Here is a 20,805-nt window from a genome sequence, read left to right as displayed (position 1 = left end):
CAAATCTGTCCGGGTCTCTGCTCTCGCGGATGACTCGCCCTTTTCCTTAGCGGCGACGTGGCCCGACAAACTCTGACGTTACATCCATAATTCCTTCATTTTTTTCCTATATTTTCTGGTTAGACTTGTATCATGCACTCTTACCGTCCCGGAAATTAGCGCCTTTCCGCTCAGGAGAACGTCATCTTTACTATGAATGCCAGACTCATTACCCGCAGCGTTATCATTATTATCCTCGTCCTGGCGGCGATTTTTCTCTGGCGCCATTTTACTCAGCCGGCGGACGGCGGCGCGCGAAACAGCCCGCGAGCCGGCGGCCGTCACGCAATGCCGATGGCGCCGGTACAGGCGGCGCTGACGCGCACCGCCGCCGTGCCCTATTACCTCAGCGGGCTGGGCACCGTCACCGCCGCCCATACCGTGACGGTCAGGAGCCGGGTCAGCGGCGAGCTGCTGGCGCTGCACTTTGAGGAGGGACAGCAGGTCAAACAGGGCGAGCTGCTGGCGGAAATCGATCCGCGTCCGTATCAGGTTGAATTAACTCAGGCGGAAGGACAGCTGGCGAAAGATCGCGCCACGCTGGCCAATGCGCGTCAGGATCTGGCGCGCTACCAACAACTGGCGAAAACCAGTCTCATCTCCCGTCAGGAGCTGGACGCCCAGACGTCGCTGGTGCGTCAGGCGGAAGGCAGCGTGCAGGTTGATCAGGGGGCGGTAGCCAGCGCGCAGCTTCAGCTGGACTATAGCCGCATCACCGCGCCGATCGCCGGGCGCGCCGGGCTGAAACTGGTCGATCCCGGCAACTACATCACCAGCGGCGACGCCGCCGGCATTGTGGTGCTGACGCAAACCCAGCCGATCGATGCCCTGTTCACTCTGCCGGAAAGCGATATCGCCACCATTATCAGCGCACGCCGCAGCGGCCACGCGCCGCTGGTCGAGGCCTGGGATCGCACCAACCAGAAAAAACTGGCCGAGGGCAGCCTGCTGAGTATGGATAACCAGATCGACACCACTACCGGCACCATTCGGCTCAGAGCGCGCTTCAGCAATCAGGACGACGGCCTGTTTCCGAATCAGTTTGTCAATATCCGTATGAAGGTGAATACGCTGCAAAATGCGGTACTCGCCCCCGCCGCCGCCATCCAGATGAGCAACGAAGGGCACTTCGTCTGGGTGGTGAACCAGCAGAATCAGGTCAGCAAGCATTCGATAACCCGCGGCATTCAGTACGGCCAGGATATGGTGATCAGCGCCGGGCTGAGCGCCGGCGAACGCGTGATTACCGACGGGATCGATCGTCTGACCGAAGGCGCGCAGGTAGAGGTCCTGCCGCCGGCCGGCGACGCCCCCGGCACGCGGGACAACGCAGGGGAAGGACGCTGATGTCGGCGCAGATACCGCCGGCCGGCGGCGGCCCGTCGCGGCTGTTTATTCTGCGGCCGGTCGCTACCACGCTGTTGATGTTGGCGATTCTGCTGGCCGGCATTATTGGCTATCGCGCGCTGCCGGTCGCGTCGCTGCCGCAGGTGGATTACCCGACGATTCAGGTGGTTACCCTCTATCCCGGCGCCAGTGCGGAAGTGATGGCCTCCGCGGTCACCGCGCCGCTTGAACGCCAGTTCGGCCAGATGTCCGGCCTGAAACAGATGTCGGCGCAGAGCGCCGGCGGCGCGTCGGTCATTACCCTGCAGTTCCAGCTGACGCTGTCGCTGGATATCGCCGAGCAGGACGTGCAGGCCGCCATCAACACCGCCACCAGCCTGTTGCCGGGCGATCTGCCGTGGCCGCCTACCTACAGCAAGGTGAATCCGGCCGATCCGCCGATCATGACGCTGGCCGTCACCTCATCGGCGCTGCCCATGATCCAGGTGCAGGATATGGTGGAAACCCGCGTGGCGCAGAAAATTTCGCAGGTGTCCGGCGTCGGACTGGTATCGGTGGCGGGCGGCCAGCGCCCGGCCGTGCGGGTACGGCTCAATCCCCAGGCGCTGGCGGCGCACGGTCTGAGCAGTGAAGATATTCGCGCCGCCATCACCAGCGCCAACGTCAATTCGGCCAAAGGCAGCCTGGACGGCCCCGCCCGTTCAATCACCCTGTCCGCCAACGATCAGATGAAATCGGCGGAGGACTACCGCCAGCTTATCGTCAGTTGGCAGAACGACGCGCCGGTGCGCCTGCGCGATGTAGCGACCATCGAACAGGCGGCAGAAAACAATAAACTGGCCGCCTGGGCCAACCGGCAGCAGGCTATCATCGTTAACGTCCAGCGCCAGCCCGGCGCCAATGTCATCGCCACCACCGACAGCGTGCGCCGCATGTTGCCGGCGCTGAGCGCCAGCCTGCCGAAATCGGTCGAGGTCACGCTGCTGACCGACCGCACCACCAGCATCCGCGCCTCGGTGCACGACGTGCAGTTCGAACTGCTGCTGGCCATCGCGCTGGTGGTGATGGTGATCTACCTGTTTCTGCGCAACGCCGCCGCCACGCTGATCCCCGGCGTTGCCGTGCCGCTGTCGCTGGTCGGCACCTTCGCCGCCATGTATTTCCTCGGTTTTTCAATCAATAACCTGACGCTGATGGCGCTGACCATCGCCACCGGTTTTGTGGTGGACGACGCCATCGTGGTGATTGAAAACATCGCCCGCTATATCGAAAAAGGCGAGAAGCCGCTGCAGGCTGCGCTGAAAGGCGCCGGCGAAATCGGCTTTACCATTATCTCACTGACCTTTTCGTTGATCGCCGTACTGATCCCGCTGCTGTTTATGGGCGATATTATCGGCCGGCTGTTCCGCGAGTTCGCCATTACGCTGGCGATCGCCATTTTAATCTCCGCCGTGGTATCGCTCACGCTGACGCCGATGATGTGCGCCCGCATGCTGAGCCACCAGTCGCTCAGCCGGCAAAACCGCTTCACCCGCGCCAGCGAGCGCTTTTTCACCCGTCTGATCGATGGCTATGGCCGCTGTCTTCGCAAGGTGCTGAACCATCCCTGGTTGACGCTGGGCGTGGCCGTCGGCACATTGGTCATGACGGCGCTGCTCTACCTGTTTATTCCGAAAGGTTTTTTCCCGCTGCAGGACAACAGCATGATTCAGGGCACTCTGCAGGCGCCGCAGTCGGTCTCTTTCAGCAATATGGCGCAGCGCCAGCGCCAGGTGGCTGACGTTATCCTGCAGGATCCGGCGGTGCAAAGCCTGGCGTCGTTCATCGGCGTCGACGGCACCAACGCCGCGCTGAACAGCGGCCGGCTGCAGATTACGCTAAAACCGCTGAGCGAACGCAGCGAGCGAATCCCGCAGGTAATCGCCCGGCTGCAGCAGCGCACGGAGCAGATCCCCGGCGTGCGGCTGTATCTCCAGCCGGTGCAGGATTTAACCATCGATACCCAGTTGAGCCGCACGCAGTACCAGTTCACGCTGCAGGCCATGTCTCTGGACGATCTCAGCCTGTGGGTGCCGAAGCTGATGGCGCGGTTGCAGACGCTGCCGCAGCTGGCGGATGTCAGCAGCGACTGGCAGGATCAGGGTGCCATCGCCTGGATCAAGGTGGATCGCGACAGCGCCAGCCGGCTGGGCATCAGCATGGCCGACGTGGACAACGCGTTGTATAACGCCTTCGGCCAGCGGCTGATTTCAACTATCTACACTCAGTCCAGCCAGTATCGCGTGGTGCTGGAACAGGAGGGCGCCCATGAGTACGGGCTGGCGGCGCTGGATGCGATTCGCCTGCCGGCTAGCGACGGCTCCTCAATCCCGCTCAAAACCTTCGCCACGGTGGAAGAGCGCGTCGGGCCGCTGGTGATCAACCGGCTCGATCAGTTCCCGGCCACCACTATCTCCTTCAACCTGGCGCCGGGCTATGCGTTGGGCGAGGCCGTCGGCGCCATTACTCAGGCCGAGCAGCAACTCGAACTGCCCGCCGATCTGACCACCCGCTTCCAGGGCAGCACGCTGGCCTTTCAGGCGGCGGCCGGCAACACCGTCTGGCTAATCGTCGCCGCGGTGGTGGCGATGTATATCGTGCTGGGCGTGCTGTACGAGAGTTTTATTCACCCGGTCACCATTCTGTCCACGCTGCCGACCGCCGGCGTCGGCGCACTGCTGGCGCTGCTGCTGGCCGGCCGCGATCTGGATATCATCGCCATTATCGGCGTGATCCTGCTGATAGGCATCGTAAAGAAGAACGCCATCATGATGATCGACTTCGCCCTCGCCGCCGAACGGGAACAGGGCATGACGCCATATGAAGCGATCTTTCAGGCCTGCCTGCTGCGTTTTCGCCCAATTCTGATGACCACCATGGCCGCCCTGCTCAGCGCGCTGCCGCTGATGCTCAGCAGCGGCGTGGGCGCCGAACTGCGTCAGCCGCTCGGTATCTGCATGGTGGGCGGCCTGATCGTCAGCCAGGTCCTGACGCTGTTCACCACGCCGGTGATCTATTTGCTGTTCGATCGTCTGGCTCACCGCCTGCGCCGTCCGGTTGAGCGGCAGGAGGCGCGGTGAATTTCTTCGCCTTGTTTATTCATCGTCCGGTCGCCACTACGCTACTGACGCTGGCGATTGTGCTGTGCGGCATCACCGGCTTCCGTCTGCTGCCGGTTTCGCCGCTGCCGCAGGTGGATTTCCCGGTGATTTTCGTCAGCGCCTCGCTGCCCGGCGCCTCGCCGGAAACCATGGCCTCGTCGATCGCCACGCCGCTCGAGCGTTCTCTGGGGCGGATCGCCGGCGTGACCGAAATGACCTCGACGAGTTCGCTCGGCAGCGCGCGGATCATTCTGGTGTTCGATCTCAAACGCGATATCAACAGCGCCGCCCGCGATGTGCAGGCGGCAATCAACGCCGCGCAAAGCCTGCTGCCGGCCGGCATGCCCGGCAGGCCGACCTACCGCAAGGTCAATCCGTCCGATGCGCCGGTCATGATCCTGACGCTCACCTCGGATATCTACGATCAGGGCCAGCTGTACGATATCGCTTCCACCCAGCTGGCGCAGAAGATTTCACAGCTGGAAGGCGTGGGCGACGTTTCCGTCGGCGGCAGTTCGCTGCCGGCCGTGCGCGTCGAACTGAATCCGCAGGCGCTGTTCAATCAGGGCGTATCGCTGGAGACGGTGCGCGAGGCGATTAATCAGGCCAACGTGCTGCGCCCGCTCGGCGCGGTGGAAAACGGGCTGCGGCGCTGGCAGATACACAGCAACGACGAGCTAAAACGCGCAGCGGACTATCAGCCGCTGATCGTCCACTACAATAACGGCGCCGCGGTGCGCCTGCGCGACGTCGCCAGCGTAAGCGACGACGTGCAGAACGCGCGCAACGCCGGAATGAGCAACGGCAAACCCGCCGTGCTGCTGATTATTCGCCGCGCGCCGGATTCCAACATTATTTCCACCATCGACAATATTCGCCAGACGCTGCCCGCGCTGCAGGCGGCGATTCCGGCCAGCATTCGGCTGGATATCGCCCAGGACCGTTCGCCGACCATTCGCGCCTCGCTGGCCGAAGTGGATCAGTCGCTGGTGATCGCCGTGGCGATGGTGATTCTGGTGGTGTTTTTATTTTTGCGTTCCGGACGCGCCACGCTGATCCCGGCCGTCGCCGTACCGGTTTCGCTCATCGGCACCTTCGCCGCCATGTACCTATGCGGTTTCAGCCTGAATAACCTGTCGCTGATGGCGCTGACCATCGCTACCGGCTTTGTCGTGGACGACGCCATCGTGGTGCTGGAAAATATTTCCCGCCATGTCGAAGCCGGCATAAAGCCGCTGACCGCCGCGCTGCAGGGGGTGCGCGAGGTCGGCTTCACCGTGCTGTCGATGAGCCTATCGCTGGTGGCGGTATTTATCCCGCTGCTGCTGATGGATGGCCTGCCAGGCCGGCTGTTCCGCGAGTTCGCCGTAACGCTGTCGGTGGCGATCGGCATTTCGTTGTTGGTTTCGCTGACGCTGACGCCGATGATGTGCGCCCGTTTGCTGCGTGCGGCCCCGCCGCGCAGCCAGCCGCGCACGCGCGGTTTTAACCGTATGCTGCTGGCGCTGCAGCGCGGCTACGGCCGCTCGCTGCTCTGGGTGCTGGATCGCGCGCGTTGGGTGTTGCTGGTACTGTGCGCCACTATGGCGCTGAGCGTCTGGCTGTACATCAGCATTCCCAAAACGTTTTTCCCCGAGCAGGATACCGGACGGCTGACCGGTTTTATTCAGGCCGATCAGAGCATCTCCTTTCAGGCGATGAGAGAGAAACTGCAGGATTTCATGGCGATTGTGCACAGCGACCCGGCGGTCGACAGCGTAACCGGCTTCACCGGCGGTTCGCGCACCAACAGCGGTTCGATGTTCATTTCCCTCAAACCGCTGGCTGAACGCAAGGTCAGCGCCAGCTAGGTGATCGGCCGCCTGCGCATGAAGCTGGCGCAGGAACCGGGCGCCAGACTGTTTTTAATGCCGGTGCAGGATATCCGCATCGGCGGGCGCGAGGCCAACGCCAGCTACCAGTACAGCCTGCTGTCCGACGATCTCGGTCTGCTGCGCCAGTGGGAACCGAAAATTCGCGCCGGGTTGAGTAAGCTGCCGCAGTTGGCGGACGTCAATTCCGATCAACAGGACAAAGGCGCGGAACTGGCGCTAACTTACGACCGCGACACCATGGCGCGGCTGGGCGTCAGCGTCGCCGCCGCCAACAGTCTGCTCAATAATGCGTTCGGCCAGCGACAAATTTCCACCATCTATCAGCCGCTGAATCAGTATAAAGTGGTGATGGAAGTGTCGTCTCAGTGGACCCAGGATACCCGCGCGCTGGAGGCAATGTATGTCATCAATAGCGCGGGCAAGCCGATTCCGCTGTCGTGGTTCGCCCGCTGGCAGCCGACCAATGCGCCGCTGTCGGTCAACCATCAGGGACTGTCCGCCGCCGCGACGCTGTCGTTCAATCTGCCCGAAGGCTATACGCTGTCGGACGCCACCGCCGCCATCGACCGGACAATGACCGGGCTGGGCGTGCCCCCGGCGGTGCGCGGGCAATTCGCCGGCACCGCGCAGACGTTTCAACAGCAGCAAAGCTCGCAGCTGTTGCTGATCCTGGCGGCCATCATCACGGTGTATCTGGTGCTGGGCGTGCTGTATGAAAGCTATATTCACCCGCTGACCATCCTCTCTACCCTGCCGCCCGCCGGGGTCGGCGCGCTGCTGGCGCTGGAATGGTTCGGCGCCCCCTTTAGCCTGATAGCCTTAATCGGTATTATGTTGCTGATCGGGATCGTGAAGAAAAATGCCATTATGATGGTCGACTTCGCGCTGGTCGCGCAGCGCAGCGGCGGGCTAAGCGCCAGAGAGGCGATTTTTCAGGCCAGCCTGCTGCGTTTTCGCCCGATCATGATGACCACCCTGGCGGCGCTGTTCGGCGCGCTGCCGCTGGCGCTCGCCTACGGCGACGGAGCGGAGCTGCGTCAGCCGCTGGGCATCACCATTGTCGGCGGCCTGGTGGTCAGCCAGATCCTGACGCTCTATACCACGCCGGTGGTTTACCTGTTCTTTGACCGTCTGCGCCACTGGCGCCGCCGCCCGAGCGCGCAGCCCGGCCCCACTCTCGACGGAGGATCCTGACGAATGCCCCAGCAGCCCGCTTCCGTTCGCTGGCAGTTATGGATTGTTGCCTTTGGCTTCTTCATGCAAACGCTCGATACCACTATCGTTAACACGGCGCTGCCTTCAATGGCCGTCAGCCTGAATGAAAGCCCGCTGCACATGCATTCGGTGATCGTTTCCTACGTGCTGACCGTCGCGGTCATGCTGCCGGCCAGCGGCTGGCTGGCCGATCGCCTCGGCGTGAAAAACATCCTGTTCAGCGCCATCATTCTGTTTACCCTGGGCTCGCTGTTCTGCGCCAGCGCCGGCTCGCTTAATGAGCTGCTGCTGGCCCGCATGGTACAGGGCGTCGGCGGCGCCATGATGGTGCCGGTCGGCCGGCTGACGGTGATGAAAATCGTGCCGCGCGATCAGTATATGGCGGCGATGACCTTCGTGACCCTGCCCGGCCAGGTCGGCCCGCTGATGGGGCCGGTCGTCGGCGGCCTGCTGGTGGAATACGTTAGCTGGCACTGGATTTTTCTAATCAATATTCCGGTCGGCATCATTGGCGCGATCGCCACCTGGCTGCTGATGCCCAACTACACCATGCCGACGCAACGCTTCGATATCAGCGGTTTCTTTATGCTGGCCTGCGCGATGGCGACGCTGACGCTGGCGCTGGACGGCAATAAGATTCTGGGGATTCCCGCGACGGCGATCGTCGTGCTGGTGGCGCTCGGCGTCGGTTCCCTGCTGCTGTACGGCTGGCACGCCCGCAACAATGCGCGCGCGCTGTTCGATCTGCGCCTGCTCAACACCCGCACCTTCAGCATCGGGCTAAACGGCAGCTTCTTTGCCCGCATCGGCAGCGGCATGCTGCCCTTTATGACGCCGGTGTTTCTGCAGATCGGCATGGGGTACTCGCCTTTCCACGCCGGCCTGATGATGATCCCGATGGTCATCGGCAGTATGGGCGTGAAGCGGATCGTGGTGCAGATCGTCAACCGCTTCGGCTATCGTCAGGTGCTGGTCTGGTCCACCGTCGCGCTGGCGCTGGTGACGCTGCTGTTCGCGCTGGTCGCGCTGCTGGAGTGGGTCTGGGTGATTCCGCTGGTGCTGTTTTTGCTTGGCATAGTCAATTCGGTGCGTTTTTCCGCCATGAACACGCTGACGCTGAAAGATCTGCCCGATACGCTGGCCAGCGGCGGCAACAGCCTGCTGTCTATGGTGATGCAGCTGACCACCAGCCTGGGCGTCAGTCTGGCCGGTATGCTGCTCGGTATTTTCGCCCAACAGCACGTGGTGGCGCAAAGCGCCGATGTACAGCACGCGTTTCTCTACAGCTATCTGTGCATGAGCGTGATTATCGCCCTGCCGGCGTTTATTTTTCAGCGCGTGCCGAAGGAAAAACTCCGCCAGGCGACGCTCCCGCGCCATTCGTGAGGCAACGATGAGACCAGGCATCAGCGGCAAATTATTCTGCGCCATTTTCGCCACCTGCATGCTGGTGTTGATCACCATGCACTGGGGCGTGCGCATCAGCTTTGAACGCGGTTTTATCGATTACATTGAGCGCGGCAACGAGCAGCGCGCCCTGCAGTTACGCGACGCGCTGGAGGATATTTACCAGCAAAACGGCGACGACTGGCGCTTTCTGCACAACGACGAACGGCTGCTGTTTCGCCTGTTGCGCTCTTTTGAACAGACCGGCGGCCGGGACGATACGGCCGGACTGCCGCTGCACGGCTGGCGCACCCGGCTGTGGGTGATGGACGCGCAAAAGAAACGGCTGGCCGGTTCGTCATCGCCCATTCCCGACGGCAGCAGCTGGCTGCCGATCAACGCTGACGGACGCAATGTCGGCTGGGTGGTCGCCTCGCCGGTGTCCGGGCTGACGCGCGACACCGATATTAATTTCGATCGGCAACAGCGCCGCACCAGTTGGCTGATCGTCGCACTGTCCACGCTGCTGGCGCTGACCGCCACCTGGCTGATGTCGCGCGGTCTGCTCGCGCCGGTGCGGCGTCTGGTGAGCGGCATGCACCTGCTGGCGGCGGGCAAATTCAATACCCGGGTAGAAGTCGGCAGCCGCGACGAACTGGGCCGCCTGGCGCAGGATTTTAATCAGCTCGCCAACACGCTGGAGAAAAATGAGCGCTCGCGCCGCGTGTTTATGGCCGACGTATCGCATGAACTACGCACGCCGCTGACCGTGCTGCGCGGCGAACTGGAGGCGATCCTCGACGGCGTACGCCGGCCGGATCGCGCGTCGCTGCTGTCGCTGCAGAGCGAAGTCGCCACCCTGACCAAACTGGTGAACGATCTGCACCAGCTGTCGCTGTCCGACCACGGCGCGCTGGCCTACCGCAAATCGACGCTGGATGCCATTCACCTGCTGCAGATCACGATTGCCGCGTTCCGCGAACGCTATCAGCAAAAACAGATCGCGCTGCGCACCGATTTCCCGCCTTCGGCCAGAGTGTTCGGCGATCCCGATCGGCTGACCCAGCTGTTTAATAACCTGCTGGAAAACAGCCTGCGCTATACCGACGGCGGCGGTCAGTTGCTGGTGCGGGCGAGCCTCAGCCGCGATCTGCTCAGACTAAGCTGGCAGGACAGCGCGCCGGGGGTCAGCGATGAACAACTGACGCTGATTTTCGAGCGTTTTTATCGCGCCGAGAGTTCGCGCAACCGCAACAGCGGCGGCTCGGGGCTCGGCCTGTCGGTGTGTAATAATATCGTTGAGGCGCACGGCGGACGGCTGTATGCTGAGCATTCGCCCACAGGCGGTCTGACCATGACCGTGGAACTTCCATTACAGGCAGCAGAGTAAAATCCAGCCTATGACCGTTTCTTCGCCCGCAGCCCCGATTTTAATCGTTGAAGATGAACCGAAGCTGGGCCAATTGCTGGTCGATTACCTGCAGGCGGCCGACTACCCGACCTGCTGGCTGCAGCAGGGCAATGATGTCGTTCCCTGGGTGCGTCAGCATGATGTCGCCCTGATACTGCTCGATCTGATGTTGCCCGGCAGCGACGGCCTCACCGTCTGCCGCGAAATCCGCCGCTTCTCCAACGTGCCGATTATCATGGTGACTGCGCGCAGCGAAGAGATCGATCGCCTGCTGGGGCTGGAAATCGGCGCCGATGACTATATCTGCAAGCCCTACAGCCCGCGCGAAGTGGTGGCGCGAGTCAAAACGCTGCTGCGCCGCTGCCAATGGCAACAGCAGAGCGAGCCGCCCGCGCCGCCGGCCCTGATCATCGATGAAACGAGTTTTCAGGCCAGCTATCAGGGGCAAAAACTCGATCTGACGCCGGCCGAATTCCGCTTGCTGAAAACCCTTTCCTCGGCCCCCGGCAAGGTATTTTCACGCGAGCAGTTGCTCAATCAGCTGTACGACGACTATCGGGTGGTGACGGATCGCACTATCGATAGCCATATCAAAAACCTGCGCCGCAAGCTGGAAGCGCTGGGCGAAGAGGCGACGTTTATTCGCGCGGTGTACGGTATCGGCTACCGCTGGGAATCGCCCGTCGCGGACCAGGCTTAGCCGCCAGCCGGCAATGGCGGGCTCACGGAGGGACGATATGAATCAGCGCGCTGATGACGACCAGCCGCAGCGGCCGGCGGCGCAGGACGGCGACGTCATCTTCGCCACGGATTACTGGCAGGTCAATCTGCGGCGCGACGCGCGCTATCCGGGCTACCTGATGATCTCATCGCGTTCAGCGGCGACGGAGATCAGCCAGCTTGATGCGGCGGCGCTATCCGGGCTGGGCGGCGTGATGAAACGGGTTGAACAACTGCTGCTGCAGTTCTGCCGGCCGGATAAGGTCATGTTCTGGAAGCTCGGTTTCTCGCCGGGTTTCAGCCTCCATTTCCACGCCGCGCCGGTGACGCCCGAACTGCTGCGGGAGATTGCCGCTCACCCGGATTATCCCGCCGAGCCGGACGGCAACGATGTCATCTTATATCTCAGCCGCATCTATTGCGAACGGCCGTTGAGCGCATCGGAAATGGCCCGGCGCGAGCAAACGAGGGCGCAATTAACCACGCTGGCCGCCCGTCAGGCCGTCGACTAGCGGCCGCGCGCTCCGTCAAAAGATCTGCATGATTCGTTTAAAAATTTGACGTTTATACTTTCGCCGCCCCTGTTACCATTTGATCCTGACCGCTGACGAAAGTGGTTTATAACCAATTGAATATTAATATATAAGCAATCAGCAAGGGGGATGCGTGTCGGGATTAGTGGAGGGCAAATGGGTGAATGGCGACGTCGCCGCCGAAGAGATTAAAAACGGGGCGTTCCATCGCGAAGAAACCAAATTCCGGACAACCAGTCTGCGCGCGGAAAGCGGCCGCTATCAACTGTTTGTCTCCTGGCTGTGTCCGTGGGCTTCGCGCACGCTGATCTTTCGCAAGCTGAAAGGGCTGGAGCGGATTATCTCTCTGTCGGTGGCCGAAGCGAAAATAGGCGACAACGGCTGGCAATTCACCGCCCCGCAGGATGCCGGCGAACACGTCGGCCCGATCCGCTATCTGCATCAGCTCTACACCGCCAGCCATGCCCGCTATACCGGCAAGGTTTCGGTGCCCGTATTATGGGATCGTAAAGACGGTCGCATTATTAATAATGAGTCCGCCGATATTATTCGTATTCTGAACCACGCGTTCGACGATCTGACCGGCAACCGGGATGATTTTTACCCGGCGCCGCTGCGGGCGCAGATCGACCACTGGAACGACATCATCTATCCCAATATCAATAACGGAGTATACCGCACCGGCTTCGCCAAAACCCAGGCCAGCTATGATGAGGCGGTCAGCGCCCTGTTCAGCACGCTGGATATCGTGGAAGCCCATCTGGCCGGTCAGCGCTATATCGCCGGCGAATATCTGACCGAGGCCGACTGGCGTCTGTTCGTCACCCTGGTGCGCTTCGATATCGCCTACCACGGCGCGTTCAAATGCAACATCCGCCGCATTGAGGATTACCCGAACCTGTCGAACTACCTACGCGAGCTGTATCAGTGGCCCGGCGTCGCCGAAACGGTCAACGAACAGCATATCAAGACCGGCTATTACGGCATCCTGTGGCTTAACCCGACCGGCATCATTCCTCAGGGTCCGGCGTTTGATTTACGCCGTCCGCATGACCGCGACCGTCTGACCGGCAAAGGCATCATGCAGCGCTAAGCGCCGTCGTTCGCCGCGCGCCGGCTATCCGGCGCCGCTTTTTGGTCCGCCGTCCGCACAACGCCCGCGCGATGTCTATACTGAAACAGCGCAATGGTGCGTTTTACGGAGAAAAATAATGGCAATGGGTTATTACGTATTAAGCAAAGCCAAAGACAACCAGTTCTACTTCAACCTCAAAGCGGGCAACCACGAAACCATCCTGACCAGTGAACGCTACACCACCAAAGAGGCCGCGCACAAAGGCATCGCCTCCGTGCAGAGCAACTCGCCGGATGAAAGCAATTTTGAGTACAAAACCAGCGTCCGCGGCGAACCCTATTTCGTTCTGAAGGCGAAGAATCATCAGGTGATTGGCACCAGCGAACAGTACAGCGCGCAGGAAGCCGCGAAGAAAGGCGTCCAGTCGGTGATCGCCAACGGCCCTACCGCCGATATCCGCGACAAAACCCTCTGAGCCCCGTCGGTCTGGCCGACGCGCGCGCCTACCGCGGCCCAGACCGGCATTAATAGCCATACTTTTTATCCGCCCTTGCTGCATTTTCCCCGCGCAGGCGTTAAAATCCCCCGCCTTTACTGCTCCCCCGGAGCAGCCTGACCTGACATCAGACATTGAGAGACACCATGTTTACACCGGAACTGCTTTCTCCGGCCGGCACGCTGAAAAATATGCGCTATGCGTTCGCCTATGGCGCCGACGCCATTTATGCCGGTCAGCCCCGCTACAGCCTGCGGGTGCGCAACAACGAATTCAATCACCAGACGCTGGCTCAGGCCATTAATGAAGCGCACGCGCTGGGCAAAAAATTCTATGTCGTGGTGAATATCGCCCCGCACAACGCCAAACTAAAAACCTTTCTGCGCGATTTGCAGCCGGTGATCGATATGCAGCCGGACGCGCTGATCATGTCCGATCCCGGACTGATCATGCTGGTGCGGGAAAACTTTCCGCAGATGCCCGTCCATCTGTCGGTCCAGGCCAATGCGGTCAACTGGGCCACGGTTAAATTCTGGCAGCAGATGGGGCTGAGCCGCGTCATTCTGTCGCGCGAATTGTCTCTGGACGAAATCGCCGAGATCCGGGCGCAGGTGCCGGAGATGGAACTGGAAATCTTTGTGCACGGCGCGCTGTGCATGGCCTATTCCGGCCGCTGTCTGCTGTCGGGCTACATCAACAAGCGCGACCCGAACCAGGGCACCTGCACCAACGCCTGCCGCTGGGAATACAAAGTTCAGGAAGGCAAAGAAGACGATATCGGCAATATCGTGCATCAGCACGAACCCATCGCGGTAAAAACCGTCGAACCCACGCTGGGCCTGGGGGAACCGACCGATCGCGTCTTTATGCTGGAAGAGACGCAGCGGCCCGGCGAGTACATGACCGCCTTCGAAGATGAGCACGGCACCTACATTATGAACTCGCGCGATTTGCGCGCCATCGAGCACGTCGAGCGCCTGACGCAGATGGGCATTCATTCGCTGAAGATCGAAGGGCGCACCAAATCCTTTTATTACTGCGCCCGCACCGCCCAGGTCTACCGCCGCGCTATCGACGATGCGGTGGCCGGCAAGCCGTTCGATCCCACGCTGTTGCAAACGCTGGAAGGGCTGGCGCACCGCGGCTACACCGAAGGTTTTCTGCGGCGCCATGTCCATCAGGACTACCAGAACTATGAGTACGGTTATTCCGTTTCCGATCGGCAGCAATTCGTGGGCGAATTTACCGGTCAGCGGCTGAATGATCTGGCGGAAGTGGCGGTGAAGAATAAATTCTCGCTGGGCGACAGCGTGGAAATGATGACGCCGCAGGGCAACGTACAGTTCACGCTGGAAGACATGCGCAATGCCAAAGGCCAGCCGATCGATGTGGCGCCGGGCAACGGGCATATCGTCTATTTGCCCGTGCCGCAGGATATCGCGCTGGAGTACGCGCTGCTGCTGCGCAATCTGCCGGGCACCACCACCCGCAACCCGCACGCGCAGTGATTCTCCGCCAGCCGATGGCCCACGGATGGGCCGAATTATTGAATGAAGTCAATAAGGCGGCATCCTGAAAAAGGCGCAGATAGCCCTTTAGCGACACAACAGGTGTGGTTTTTAGATAAATTTTAGAATCAGATCACATCAATCATCTGCTGCTGCGGTTACTATTACTGCGCTGAGAAAATAGATAATGAAAAATAAGCGTAGTAATACTACCAGGAACCACCTCCTTAGCCAGCTCAATCTCCCTTGAGCTGGCTTTTTCTTTTGCGCGCGATAGATTGCCGGCGCTACGCCCGTCGCCGGCTCCCGCTGCGCTGACCGTCCCCGCCCGTCCCGACCGCGTGGCCGCTGCACCAGGCTTATGCTAACCTGTTAGTCTGATTAGTTAGTCGGAGTCAATCATGCATCAATCGCCCTCCTCTTTGCTGATTCTTAATGGAAAACGATCGGATAATGACGCGCTCCGCCTTGCCGTTCGCCAATTGCGCGACGAAGGATATACGCTGCACGTGCGCGTCACCTGGGAATACGGCGACGCCATTCGCTACGTGCAGGAAGCCGCCAGCCTCGGCGCGGATAACGTGATTGCCGCCGGCGGCGACGGCACCGTCAACGAAGTGGCCGGCGCGCTGGCTCAACTGAAGCCGGCATCGCGCCCCTGCCTGGGGATCGTGCCGCTGGGCACGGCCAACGACTTCGCCACCGGTTGCCAGATCCCGACCGATATGGAAAAAGCGCTGCAATTGGCGGTAAAAGGCCGCGCCGTGCCGATCGATCTGGCCTGCGTGAACGACGAACGCTATTTTATCAACGTGGCGACCGGCGGCTTCGCCACCCGGATCACCACGGAAACGCCGGCGAAGATGAAGTCGGCGTTGGGCGGCGCGTCTTATGTGTTGAACGCGCTATTGCGCATGGATATGCTGCAGGCGGAACGCTGCGAAATTCGCGGGCCGGACTTCAACTGGGCCGGCGATACGCTGGTTATCGCCGTCGGCAACGGCCGCCAGGCGGGCGGCGGCCAACAGCTGTGCCCGGACGCGCTGCTGAATGACGGCCTGCTGCAGCTGCGGGTGCTATCGGCTAAAGAGCTGCTGCCGAATGTCTTACAGGCGCTGCTGACCGGCAGCGAAAATCCCAATATGATCTCCGCCACCCTGCCGTGGCTGGAAATTATCGCCCCCGACGACATGATATTTAATCTGGACGGCGAACCTTTCAGCGCCAACCATTTTCGTTTCGAGATTCTGCCGCAGGCGCTTACCTGCCGGCTGCCGCCGCAGTGCCCGATGCTGGGCTGACGGCGGCTTCACGACCGGCCGCGCCTTAGCCTGGCGTGGCCGGGTCGATGTCGAACCAGTCGCTGTTTTGCGCCACAATCGGCGTAATCGAATAGATCATTTCCTGCAGATGACGGCGCACCGCCGACTCGGCCGCTGCCGGGTCGCGGCTTTTCAGCGCGTTAAAAATGGAATAATGCTGTTCGATCAATAAATCCGGCGGGGAAACCTTACTCAGAGTGAGGTAACGCACGCGGTCCATCGCGGCCTTGATATTTTCCACCGTTTCCCAGGCCAGCGCGCAATCAATGGAGCGCGCCATCAACAGATGGAATTCATCATCTAATTTCAGAAACTCATTGCTGTCCTGATGCCTGGACGCCATCTGCTGCAGCTGCAGATTATTTTCCATCAGCATAACAAACTGCGGCGTAATTTCCTGCGCCGCGCGCCGCGCCACCGCGGTTTCGATTACTTCGCGAATAAAACGGCCGTCGGCCACGCGCTTCGGCGATATCTTCATCACAAAGGTGCCGCGCTGCGGCAGAATCTGCACCAGACTGGCCTCCGCCAGCTTGATAAACGCTTCGCGCACCGGCTGGCGCGATACGTTAAAACGCGACGAAATCTCTTTCTCCGACAATAGCGCGCCGGGATGCAGAGTACAGGTCACGATTTCCTGACGCAAAAAACGGTAGATTTGCTGATTGACAGGTTCGTTAGCGGTTAACACATAGGGGCCGGGCATGCACAGCGCATCCATTTTTCCGAGGAGAATCTGGCTTTAGTCTATGTGAGTGAGATAAAGGGTTCCAGCGATTTATCGGCGGCTCATCCCGTCTCTTTTAGCCGTCTCAATATGTTGCGACGCTCTCCGACGCGCCGCGCGCCTGAACTGAAGCCGCGTCGCCGGCCGCCGCATGGCGGGCAATTCACGGAACTGTGAGTTTTATCACCACGAATTTTTAACAATACTTGTATGGTAGTAAGCACATATTGCATGTTAACGCCGGAGCGTTGTAAAGGATATCGGATGAAAATAGTTAAAGCGGATGTCTTCGTCACCTGTCCGGGCCGTAACTTCGTTACGTTAAAAATCACCACCGATGATGGCCTTACCGGCCTCGGCGACGCCACCCTGAACGGCCGTGAACTGTCGGTCGCTTCTTATCTGCGCGACCACCTGTGCCCGCAGCTGATTGGCCGCGACGCCCACCAGATCGAAGATATCTGGCAGTTCTTTTATAAAGGCGCCTACTGGCGCCGCGGCCCGGTCACCATGTCCGCCATCTCCGCCATCGATATGGCGCTGTGGGATATCAAGGGCAAAGCCGCCGGCATGCCGCTCTATCAGTTGCTGGGCGGCGCCTCGCGCACCGGCGTCATGGTCTACTGCCATACCACCGGCCACTCGCTGGATGAGGTGCTCGACGACTATGCCAGGCACCGGCAAATGGGCTTTAAAGCCATTCGCGTGCAGTGCGGCGTACCGGGAATGAAAACGACTTACGGCATGGCGAAAAACAAAGGGCAGGCGTATGAACCCGCCACCAAAGGCAGCTGGCCGGAGGAGCAGCTCTGGTCGAGCGAAAAATATCTCGATTTCACGCCCAAACTGTTCGAGGCCGTGCGCAATAAATTCGGCTTTAACGAGCATCTGCTGCACGACATGCACCATCGCCTGACGCCGATTGAGGCCGCGCGTTTTGGCAAAAGCGTGGAGGACTACCGCCTGTTCTGGATGGAAGACCCGACGCCGGCGGAAAATCAGGCCTGTTTCCGGCTGATTCGCCAGCATACCGTCACGCCGATCGCCGTCGGCGAAGTGTTCAATAGTATCTGGGACTGCAAACAACTGATTGAAGAGCAACTGATCGACTACATCCGCACCACCATTACCCACGCGGGCGGCATCACCGGCATGCGGCGCATCGCCGATTTCGCCGCCTTGTACCAGGTGCGCACCGGCTCGCACGGTCCATCGGATCTGTCGCCGATCTGCATGGCGGCGGCCCTGCACTTCGATCTGTGGCTGCCGAATTTCGGCGTGCAGGAATATATGGGCTACTCAGAGAAAATGCTGGAAGTTTTCAATACCAACTGGACCTTCGCCGATGGTTACATGCACCCGGGCGACAAGCCGGGCCTCGGCATTGAGTTCGACGAAAAACGCGCCGCCGGCTATCCCTATGAACCCGCCTGTCTGCCGGTAGCGCGACTGGAAGACGGCACCCTGTGGAACTGGTAAGAGGGATGAAGATGAAAAGTGTGGTGATTCAGGCGCCGAATCAGTTCGCGCTGGCCCGGCGCGAACTGCCGCAGCCGGCAGCCGGCGAAGTGCGGGTTAAAGTCCGCTATGCCAGCATTTGCGGTTCGGACGTGCACATCTGGCGCGGGCATAATCCGTTCGCCCGTTATCCGCGAGTGATCGGCCATGAATTTTTCGGCGTAATCGAATCGGTGGGCCCGGAGGTGGACGCCGCGCGTATCGGCGAAAAAGTGGCGGTAGATCCGGTGGTCAACTGCGGCCGCTGCTACCCCTGTTCGATCGGCCGGCCCAACGTCTGTACCCATCTGCAGGTGATCGGCGTGCATCGCGATGGCGGCTTCAGCGAATACGTCTGCGCGCCGGCCGCGAACGCGTACCCCATCCCGCCGACTATCCCGGACAATCTGGCCAGTCTGGTCGAACCGTTCACCATCGCCGACAATATTACCGCCTTCCTGCAGCCTGCCGCGCCCTGCGCCGTTATTCAGCAGCAAATCACCGCCAAAGTTTCGCTCGATCGGCGGCGAGCATTTATTAATCGACGCCATTGAGGCGGCGCAGCTGGCGCCCTACACGCTATTGCTGGTTCTGGTGGCGGTAACCTTTCTGGTCGGTTTTTTTTTCGACTGGATCGAGATTTCGTTAATTTTCCTGCCGATTTTCGGTCCGATTATTGCCATGATGACCTTCGATTTCGAATTCGTCGGCCGCGGCGATGTGCTGGTCTGGTTCGGCGTGATTGTCGGCCTGGTGCTGCAGACCTCGTTCCTTACCCCGCCGTTCGGCTACACGCTGCTTTATATGCGCGGGGCGATTAACGATAAATCGATAAAAATGACGCAAATCTATCTCGGCGTCATTCCGTTCGTCCTGCTGCAGTTAATCGTGGTCGGCTTGATTATCGCGTATCCCACTATCGCGCTGTGGCTGCCGGTATATTTGCTGGGCGGCTAATCGACCGCGGCGATGAAGGGCAACGCTAACTGGCTGACGGAGGAAAAAATGAGATTATCAGCCGCACAATTAAACCGGCTGCCGGCGGGCATTATCCGCCCGGACTACGATCGGTCTGCATTAACCACCCGCCTGTTTCATCTGGGGCTGGGGGCGTTTTTCCGCGCGCACCAGGCGGTCTATACCGATACGCTGGCCGCACGCTATGGCAGCGACTGGGGCTATGCGGCCGCCAATCTGCGCAGCGGCCAACGTCTGGTGAGCGATCTTCGTCAACAGGACCACCTGTTTTCGGTGAGCGAGATGGACGGACAAGGCTGCGCCACCCGGGTAGTCGGCGCGCTGCGCGAGACATTCTATGCCGGCGCCGACGGCGCGGACGCCATAATCGCCGCCATGGCGCGGCCGGCTATCGCCATCGTTTCCGTCACGGTCAGCGAAAAAGGCTACTGCCACCAGCCGGCCAGCGGCCAGCTCGACCTGCAGCATGCGGACATTCAGCACGATCTGGCGTGGCCGAACGCTCCGCGAACGCTGCCCGGCGTTATCGTGGCCGCGCTGCGGCTTCGACGCCAGCGCGGGCTGGCCCCGTTCAGCGTTATGTCATGCGACAATATGCCGGCCAACGGCCGCGTGACGCACAACGTCATTACGCAGCTGGCGCAGCAGCAGGACGACGCGCTGGCAGACTGGATCCGCCAGCGGGTGACCTTTCCGTCCACTATGGTCGACCACATTGTACCGGCGAGTACGGCGGAAACCCAGACCATGGCGCAGCGGCAGCTCGGTCTGGCCGATCCGGCCGGCGTCGTATGCGAACCCTTTAGTCAGTGGGTGATTGAGGACAACTTCGTCAGTGGCCGCCCCGCCTGGGAACTAGCCGGCGCCGAACTGGTGCGCGACGTGCTGCCATATGAAGAAATGAAGCTCAGAATGCTGAACGGCAGCCACTCCTTTCTGGCTTATCTTGGCTATCTGGCGGGCTACCCGCATATCAGCGACTGTATGCGGGATGATGCTTTCGCGCGCGCCGCGCGCCGCTTAATGCGGGAGGAACAGGCGCCGACGCTGAAAGCGCCGGGCGTCGATTTGGCCGCCTATGCTGACGCGCTGCTGGCGCGCTATCGTAATCCTGCGCTGAAACACCGCACCGGGCAGATCGCCATGGACGGCTCACAGAAACTGCCGCAGCGCCTGCTGGACCCTATTCGCTGGCATCTGGCCGGCAATCGTGATTTCCCGCTGCTGGCGCTGGGCGTAGCGGCCTGGATGCGTTATGTCGGCGGTATGGATGAGCGCGGTCAACCAATAGACATCAGCGATCCGCTGAAGGAAGAACTGGCGCGGACGGTGGCCGCCAGCGCCGAAGGCGCAACGCGCGTCGCCGCGCTGCTGTCGATGACGGCTATCTTCTCTGTCGATCTGCCGCGCAATGCGACTTTCGTACAGCGCGTAACGCAGAGCTATCTCAGCCTGCTGGCCGACGGCGCCAGAGAAACCCTTGCCGCCGTGCTGCAATCGGCCTGATGCTCCCCGCTGCCCGGCCATGACGGCCGGG

General features: G+C 60.9%; 14 protein-coding genes and 2 pseudogenes. 15 read left to right on the top strand and 1 reads right to left on the bottom strand.

The window, feature by feature from the left end; all coding sequences use genetic code 11:
• Positions 1–192 precede the first annotated feature (192 nt).
• The 11 genes and pseudogenes from FJU30_RS14525 to yegS all read left to right on the top strand — a co-directional run bounded on the left by FJU30_RS14525 (position 193) and on the right by yegS (position 16,045).
• On the top strand, positions 193–1,386 hold the full coding sequence (locus tag FJU30_RS14525; RefSeq protein ID WP_150435696.1) for an MdtA/MuxA family multidrug efflux RND transporter periplasmic adaptor subunit: 1,194 nt from the start codon (positions 193–195) through the stop codon (positions 1,384–1,386).
• Complete coding sequence (locus FJU30_RS14520; protein WP_150435695.1) at positions 1,386–4,505, top strand: MdtB/MuxB family multidrug efflux RND transporter permease subunit; 3,120 nt, start codon at positions 1,386–1,388, stop codon at positions 4,503–4,505. The genes FJU30_RS14525 and FJU30_RS14520 overlap by 1 nt, the downstream gene beginning before the upstream one ends.
• Positions 4,502–7,594, top strand: a pseudogene (mdtC, locus tag FJU30_RS14515) (multidrug efflux RND transporter permease subunit MdtC). Before FJU30_RS14520 ends, mdtC begins: the two are co-directional and overlap by 4 nt.
• 3 nt (positions 7,595–7,597) lie before the next feature.
• On the top strand, positions 7,598–9,001 hold the full coding sequence (gene mdtD, locus FJU30_RS14510) for a multidrug transporter subunit MdtD (protein WP_150435694.1): 1,404 nt from the start codon (positions 7,598–7,600) through the stop codon (positions 8,999–9,001).
• Positions 9,002–9,008: 7 nt separating this feature from the next.
• Positions 9,009–10,391 (top strand): envelope stress sensor histidine kinase BaeS, encoded by a 1,383-nt coding sequence (baeS, locus tag FJU30_RS14505; RefSeq protein ID WP_150435693.1) that lies wholly within the window; start codon positions 9,009–9,011, stop codon positions 10,389–10,391.
• A gap of 10 nt (positions 10,392–10,401) precedes the next feature.
• The gene (baeR, locus tag FJU30_RS14500) at positions 10,402–11,112 is read left to right on the top strand and encodes an envelope stress response regulator BaeR (RefSeq protein ID WP_150435692.1); all 711 of its coding nucleotides are present in this window, start codon (positions 10,402–10,404) and stop codon (positions 11,110–11,112) included.
• A 37-nt stretch (positions 11,113–11,149) separates the two neighbouring features.
• Positions 11,150–11,644 (top strand): hypothetical protein, encoded by a 495-nt coding sequence (locus FJU30_RS14495; RefSeq protein WP_150435691.1) that lies wholly within the window; start codon positions 11,150–11,152, stop codon positions 11,642–11,644.
• Positions 11,645–11,798: 154 nt separating this feature from the next.
• Positions 11,799–12,758 carry a glutathione S-transferase family protein gene (locus tag FJU30_RS14490; RefSeq protein ID WP_150435690.1) on the top strand — a complete coding sequence of 320 codons (960 nt, stop codon included), beginning with the start codon at positions 11,799–11,801 and terminating at the stop codon, positions 12,756–12,758.
• 118 nt (positions 12,759–12,876) lie between these two features.
• The gene (locus FJU30_RS14485; protein ID WP_150435689.1) at positions 12,877–13,215 is read left to right on the top strand and encodes a YegP family protein; all 339 of its coding nucleotides are present in this window, start codon (positions 12,877–12,879) and stop codon (positions 13,213–13,215) included.
• Between the two features lie 167 nt (positions 13,216–13,382).
• Positions 13,383–14,744 carry a prephenate-dependent tRNA uridine(34) hydroxylase TrhP gene (trhP, locus tag FJU30_RS14480; RefSeq protein ID WP_150435688.1) on the top strand — a complete coding sequence of 454 codons (1,362 nt, stop codon included), beginning with the start codon at positions 13,383–13,385 and terminating at the stop codon, positions 14,742–14,744.
• A gap of 401 nt (positions 14,745–15,145) precedes the next feature.
• Positions 15,146–16,045 (top strand): lipid kinase YegS, encoded by a 900-nt coding sequence (yegS, locus tag FJU30_RS14475; protein WP_150435687.1) that lies wholly within the window; start codon positions 15,146–15,148, stop codon positions 16,043–16,045.
• A 25-nt stretch (positions 16,046–16,070) separates the two neighbouring features.
• Here yegS and FJU30_RS14470 read toward each other — a convergent pair whose 3' ends face one another.
• Positions 16,071–16,772 carry a GntR family transcriptional regulator gene (locus FJU30_RS14470; RefSeq protein ID WP_150435686.1) on the bottom strand — a complete coding sequence of 234 codons (702 nt, stop codon included), beginning with the start codon at positions 16,770–16,772 and terminating at the stop codon, positions 16,071–16,073.
• Between the two features lie 285 nt (positions 16,773–17,057).
• Here FJU30_RS14470 and manD point away from each other — a divergent pair, with 285 nt between their 5' ends.
• From manD to FJU30_RS14450, 4 genes and pseudogenes are all read left to right on the top strand, one after another.
• Positions 17,058–18,272, top strand: coding sequence for a D-mannonate dehydratase ManD (manD, locus tag FJU30_RS14465; protein WP_150435685.1), 1,215 nt, complete (start codon positions 17,058–17,060; stop codon positions 18,270–18,272).
• An 11-nt stretch (positions 18,273–18,283) separates the two neighbouring features.
• Positions 18,284–18,757: pseudogene (locus tag FJU30_RS14460) on the top strand (alcohol dehydrogenase catalytic domain-containing protein); the annotation flags it as partial.
• 127 nt (positions 18,758–18,884) lie between these two features.
• Positions 18,885–19,247 carry a TRAP transporter large permease subunit gene (locus FJU30_RS26850; protein WP_191091624.1) on the top strand — a complete coding sequence of 121 codons (363 nt, stop codon included), beginning with the start codon at positions 18,885–18,887 and terminating at the stop codon, positions 19,245–19,247.
• A gap of 48 nt (positions 19,248–19,295) precedes the next feature.
• A complete protein-coding gene (locus FJU30_RS14450) occupies positions 19,296–20,774 on the top strand; it encodes a mannitol dehydrogenase family protein (RefSeq protein WP_150435683.1) in 1,479 nt (492 codons plus the stop codon).
• Positions 20,775–20,805: the final 31 nt, after the last annotated feature.

The sequence above is a fragment of the Affinibrenneria salicis genome, assembly GCF_008710095.1.
Note: the sequence above shows the minus strand (reverse complement) of the source record. Positions and strands in the feature narration are given on the sequence as shown.

Excerpts from the sequence above, each read along its gene's own strand:
- FJU30_RS14525 (WP_150435696.1), top strand. The coding sequence starts at position 193 with ATGAATGCCAGACTCATTACCCGCAGCGTTATCATTATTATCCTCGTC.
- FJU30_RS14520 (WP_150435695.1), top strand. The coding sequence starts at position 1,386 with ATGTCGGCGCAGATACCGCCGGCCGGCGGCGGCCCGTCGCGGCTGTTT.
- mdtD (WP_150435694.1), top strand. The coding sequence starts at position 7,598 with ATGCCCCAGCAGCCCGCTTCCGTTCGCTGGCAGTTATGGATTGTTGCC.
- baeS (WP_150435693.1), top strand. The coding sequence starts at position 9,009 with ATGAGACCAGGCATCAGCGGCAAATTATTCTGCGCCATTTTCGCCACC.
- baeR (WP_150435692.1), top strand. The coding sequence starts at position 10,402 with ATGACCGTTTCTTCGCCCGCAGCCCCGATTTTAATCGTTGAAGATGAA.
- FJU30_RS14495 (WP_150435691.1), top strand. The coding sequence starts at position 11,150 with ATGAATCAGCGCGCTGATGACGACCAGCCGCAGCGGCCGGCGGCGCAG.
- FJU30_RS14485 (WP_150435689.1), top strand. The coding sequence starts at position 12,877 with ATGGCAATGGGTTATTACGTATTAAGCAAAGCCAAAGACAACCAGTTC.
- trhP (WP_150435688.1), top strand. The coding sequence starts at position 13,383 with ATGTTTACACCGGAACTGCTTTCTCCGGCCGGCACGCTGAAAAATATG.
- yegS (WP_150435687.1), top strand. The coding sequence starts at position 15,146 with ATGCATCAATCGCCCTCCTCTTTGCTGATTCTTAATGGAAAACGATCG.
- FJU30_RS14470 (WP_150435686.1), bottom strand. The coding sequence starts at position 16,772 with ATGCCCGGCCCCTATGTGTTAACCGCTAACGAACCTGTCAATCAGCAA.
- manD (WP_150435685.1), top strand. The coding sequence starts at position 17,058 with ATGAAAATAGTTAAAGCGGATGTCTTCGTCACCTGTCCGGGCCGTAAC.
- FJU30_RS14450 (WP_150435683.1), top strand. The coding sequence starts at position 19,296 with ATGAGATTATCAGCCGCACAATTAAACCGGCTGCCGGCGGGCATTATC.